Below are 4,243 nucleotides of genomic sequence, written 5' to 3' on the forward strand. Positions count from 1 at the left end.
CCGCCAGACGGTGCGCGCCGGGCGCGCCTGCGCCACCGGCTCCGCGGCGGCGGCGCGCAGCCGGGCGGTGAGCAGCGCCGCGATCGCCGCGACCTCCTCCAGCGTCGGCGAGCCGCCGACCACCCGGAACGCTGCCTGCCGCAGCTCGGCGTCCACGGCGTCCACGGCGCTCACAGCGGCAGGTTCCCGTGCTTGCGGCTGGGCCGCGGGCGGTGCTTGCCCCTGAGCATGTTCAGGGCGTCGATCAGCCGGGCGCGGGTCTCGGCCGGGTCGATGACGTCGTCCACCAGGCCGCGCTCGGCCGCGTAGTACGGGTGCATGAGCTCGCTCCGGTACTCCTTGATCTTCATCTGGCGGGTCGCCTCGGGGTCGTCGGAGGCGGCGATCTCGCGGCGGAAGATGACGTTCGCGGCGCCCTCCGCGCCCATGACGGCGATCTCGTTGGACGGCCAGGCCAGCGCGATGTCCGCCCCGATGGAGCGGGAGTCCATGACGATGTACGCGCCGCCGTACGCCTTGCGCAGGATCAGGGAGATGCGGGGGACGGTCGCGTCGCAGTAGGCGTAGAGCAGCTTCGCGCCGTGCCGGATGACCCCGCCGTGCTCCTGGTCCACGCCCGGCAGGAAGCCGGGTACGTCCACCAGGGTGACCAGCGGGATGGAGAAGGCGTCGCAGAACTGCACGAACCGCGCGCCTTTTTCACTCGCCTGGATGTCGAGCACGCCCGCCATGGTGCTGGGCTGGTTGGCGACGATGCCGACGGTCTGTCCGCCGAGCCGGGCCAGGGTGCAGACGATGTTGCGGGCCCACTGGGCGTGGATCTCGAAGTGCTCGCCGTGGTCCACGACCTCCTCGATCACCCGGCGGATGTCGTACGACTGGTTCGGCTGGGCGGGCACCAGGTCGAACAGGCCCTCGCAGCGGCGGTCGGCCGGGTCGTCGCAGTCCTCGGCGGGCGGCAGCTCCGCGTTGTTGGCCGGGAGCAGCGACAGCAGGTGCCGTACGTCCTCCAGGCAGCTCTCCTCGTCGTCGTACGCGAAGGCGGCCACGCCCGAGGTGGCGGCGTGGCTGTCGGCCCCGCCGAGCACCTCGCTGGTGACGGCCTCGCCGGTGACGGCCTGGACCACGTCCGGTCCGGTGATGAACATCTGGGAGGTGCCGCGCACCATGAACACGAAGTCCGTCAGCGCCGGGGAGTACGCGGCGCCGCCGGCACAGGGGCCCATGATCACCGAGATCTGGGGGATGACCCCGGAGTTGCGGACGTTGCGCTGGAAGATGCCGCCGTAGCCGGCGAGCGCGGTGACGCCCTCCTGGATACGGGCGCCGGCGCCGTCGCACAGTCCGACCACCGGCGCCCCGGCGGCCTCGGCCAGGTCCATCAGCTTGTGGATCTTCTCGGCGTGCGCCTCGCCCAGGGCGCCGCCGAAGATGCGGAAGTCGTGGGCGTAGGCGAAGACGGTCCGCCCGTGCACCAGGCCCCAGCCGATGACCACGCCGTCGGTGTACGGCTTCTTGTACTCCAGGCCGAAGCCGGTGGCGCGGTGCCGGCGCATCCCCTCGACCTCGGTGAACGTGCCGTTGTCGAAGAGCAGCTCCAGGCGTTCGCGCGCCGTCAGCTTGCCCTTGGCGTGCTGGGCGGCGGTGGCCGCCTCGCTGGGCCCGCTCAGCACCTGCTCGCGCAGGTCGGCGAGTTCCGCCGTGCGTTCCTCCAGTGATGCGTACCGGATCTCCTCGCGGATGCTCATTGAGGCCCCTTTCGCCCGCGGGGCACCGGCCGGTCAGGCCGGTGCCGCGCCGAGGAGCGTCGGGCGGTCCGCTAAAGCCGGGCTTGCGCACCCCCGGGCGGGGGGCCGCTGACCGGGGAGGTTGCCCCCACCGGGCCGGGCGCCACCCCCTACCTGCGGGCCGGCCACCCCACTGCCTGGTCCGTGCCCGGGACTTCGGGCACGCGCGTGCGTATCTGTGGAAACGTCACGTCCGAACCGCCGGAGGCCACTGTGAAGGAAATCCTCGACGCGATCGCCGCGTCGACCGCATCTGGCAGCGGTTCTCCCGCTGTCACCGCCGCCGACTTCGCGGCGCTGCCGCTGCCCGAGTCGTACCGTGCGGTGACCGTGCGCAAGGACGAGACGGAGATGTTCGCGGGCATCCCGACCCGGGAGCGGGACTCCCGCAAGTCGGTGCACGTCGAGCAGGTGCCGCTGCCCGAACTCGGCCCCGGCGAGGCCCTGGTGGCCGTGATGGCCTCCTCGGTCAACTACAACACGGTGTGGAGCTCGATCTTCGAGCCGCTGCCGACCTTCGGCTTCCTGGAGCGCTACGGGAGGATGTCCCCGCTCGCGGCCCGCCACGACCTGCCGTACCACATCATCGGCTCCGACCTCGCGGGCGTCGTCCTGCGCACCGGCCCCGGCGTGAACCGGTGGAAGCCGGGCACCGAGGTCGTCGCGCACTGCCTGTCCGTCGAGCTGGAGTCGGCGGACGGCCACAACGACACCATGCTCGACCCGGAGCAGCGGATCTGGGGCTTCGAGACGAACTTCGGCGGCCTGGCGGAGATCGCCCTGGTCAAGGCCAACCAGCTGATGCCGAAGCCCGCCCACCTGTCGTGGGAGGAGGCCGCGAGCCCGGGCCTGGTGAACTCCACCGCCTACCGCCAGCTGGTCTCCCGCAACGGCGCCGGCATGAAGCAGGGCGACAACGTCCTGATCTGGGGCGCGAGCGGCGGCCTCGGCTCGTACGCCACCCAGCTGGCCCTGGCCGGCGGCGCCAACCCGATCTGTGTCGTCTCCTCGCCGGAGAAGGCGGAGATCTGCCGGAGGATGGGCGCCGAGGCGGTCATCGACCGCAACGCCGAGGGGTACAGGTTCTGGAAGGACGAGCACAGCCAGGACCCGCGCGAGTGGAAGCGCTTCGGCTCCAGGATCCGCGAGCTGACCGGCGGCGAGGACGTCGACATCGTCTTCGAGCACCCGGGCCGGGAGACCTTCGGAGCCTCGGTCTACGTCACCCGCAAGGGCGGCACGATCGTCACCTGCGCCTCGACCTCGGGATACATCCACGAGTACGACAACCGCTACCTGTGGATGTCGCTGAAGCGGATCGTCGGCTCGCACTTCGCCAACTACCGCGAGGCCTGGGAGGCCAACCGCCTCGTCGCCAAGGGCAGGATCCACCCCACCCTGTCGAAGGTGTACCCGCTCGCCGAGACGGGCCAGGCGACGTACGACGTCCACCGCAACCTCCACCAGGGCAAGGTCGGCGTGCTGTGCCTGGCGCCCGAGGAGGGCCTGGGCGTGCGCGACCACGAGCTGCGCGCCCGGCACCTCGATGCCATCAACCGCTTCCGCGACGGCCGTACCCTGCCGGAATCCGGGTGACGACCATGAGAGCCGGCACGGCCGCCGCCCCCGGCGGCCAGGTCGCGCTCGCGCACGACGGGGAAGGCCCGGCCGGGGCGCCGCTGCGCGCCCTGCTGGACGAGGTCCTCGCGCCGGTACGGGGCGCCTGTCCGCCGCTCGGCCCGCATCCGCCGGCCGTGGTGGCGGGCGCGTACGTGATCGACCCGCCGTTCTACGGCAGCGGCGACGTCGGGCGGGTCGCCGTGTGCGGGACGGTCAACGAGCTGGCCGCCGCCGGCGCCGAACCGCTGGCCCTGACCCTGTCGGCGGTCGTCGAGGCGGGTCTGCCCCTGGAGCAGCTGGGCCGGCTCGCGGCCTCCGTGCGCGACGCCGCCCGCGAGGCGGGCGTGGTCGTCGCCGACGCCGACGTCCGCGTCGTCCGGGCCGGCGAGGCCGACCAGGTGTACGTGCACACCACCGGCATCGGGGTGTTCCGCGAGGCCCCGCTGCGGGCGGGCGACGCCCGTCCCGGCGACCGGATCGTGCTCAGCTCGGCGCTCGGCGGGCACGGCGCGCACATCCTCTCCGTGCGGCGCGGCCTGGGCTTCGAGAGCCTGGTGCCCAGCGGCTGCGCGCCGCTGGGCACGCTGCTGGCCGGGGCCCGCCACGCGGAGGTCGCGGCTGGGCGGGGCGGTCCGCGCGTGCGCTTACTCGTGCAGGCACAGGGAGACGACCAAGGCGGCCGGGACGAAGAGAAACACGGCCAGGCCCGTGCCCGTCGCGTAGCTGGTCCACACCGCCCAGCCGGTCACCGCCATGATCACGACGATGCCGACGAACACGGAACTGATCTGCCGCTCACCGCGGCGCGCCTGCTGAGCCATGCGCGAAACCTACCC

3 protein-coding genes and 2 pseudogenes are annotated in these 4,243 nt (G+C 72.7%); 2 read left to right on the top strand and 3 right to left on the bottom strand.

The window, feature by feature from the left end; all coding sequences use genetic code 11:
- Positions 1-174 (bottom strand): acyl-CoA carboxylase epsilon subunit (locus GPJ59_RS38995; RefSeq protein WP_219671877.1); only part of this gene is annotated, 174 nt, incomplete at its 3' end.
- Entirely contained in the window at positions 171-1,748 is a 1,578-nt protein-coding gene (locus tag GPJ59_RS34215; protein WP_219671875.1) for an acyl-CoA carboxylase subunit beta, read from the bottom strand. The genes GPJ59_RS38995 and GPJ59_RS34215, both read right to left, overlap by 4 nt.
- 252 nt (positions 1,749-2,000) lie before the next feature.
- On the opposite strand from GPJ59_RS34215, the gene ccrA reads away from it, so the two are divergent.
- Positions 2,001-3,383: a crotonyl-CoA carboxylase/reductase gene (ccrA, locus tag GPJ59_RS34220; protein WP_374200994.1), complete on the top strand. Its 1,383-nt coding sequence runs from the start codon at positions 2,001-2,003 to the stop codon at positions 3,381-3,383.
- Positions 3,384-3,388: 5 nt separating this feature from the next.
- Positions 3,389-3,823, top strand: a pseudogene (locus tag GPJ59_RS34225) (AIR synthase related protein); the annotation flags it as partial.
- 231 nt (positions 3,824-4,054) lie between these two features.
- On the opposite strand, the pseudogene GPJ59_RS38150 reads toward GPJ59_RS34225, so the two are convergent.
- Positions 4,055-4,228, bottom strand: a pseudogene (locus tag GPJ59_RS38150) (site-2 protease family protein); the annotation flags it as partial.
- Between the last annotated feature and the right edge of the window lie 15 nt (positions 4,229-4,243).

Origin of the sequence: Streptomyces bambusae (assembly GCF_019400985.1) — a bacterium.
GTDB classification, from domain to species: domain Bacteria; phylum Actinomycetota; class Actinomycetes; order Streptomycetales; family Streptomycetaceae; genus Streptomyces; species Streptomyces bambusae_A.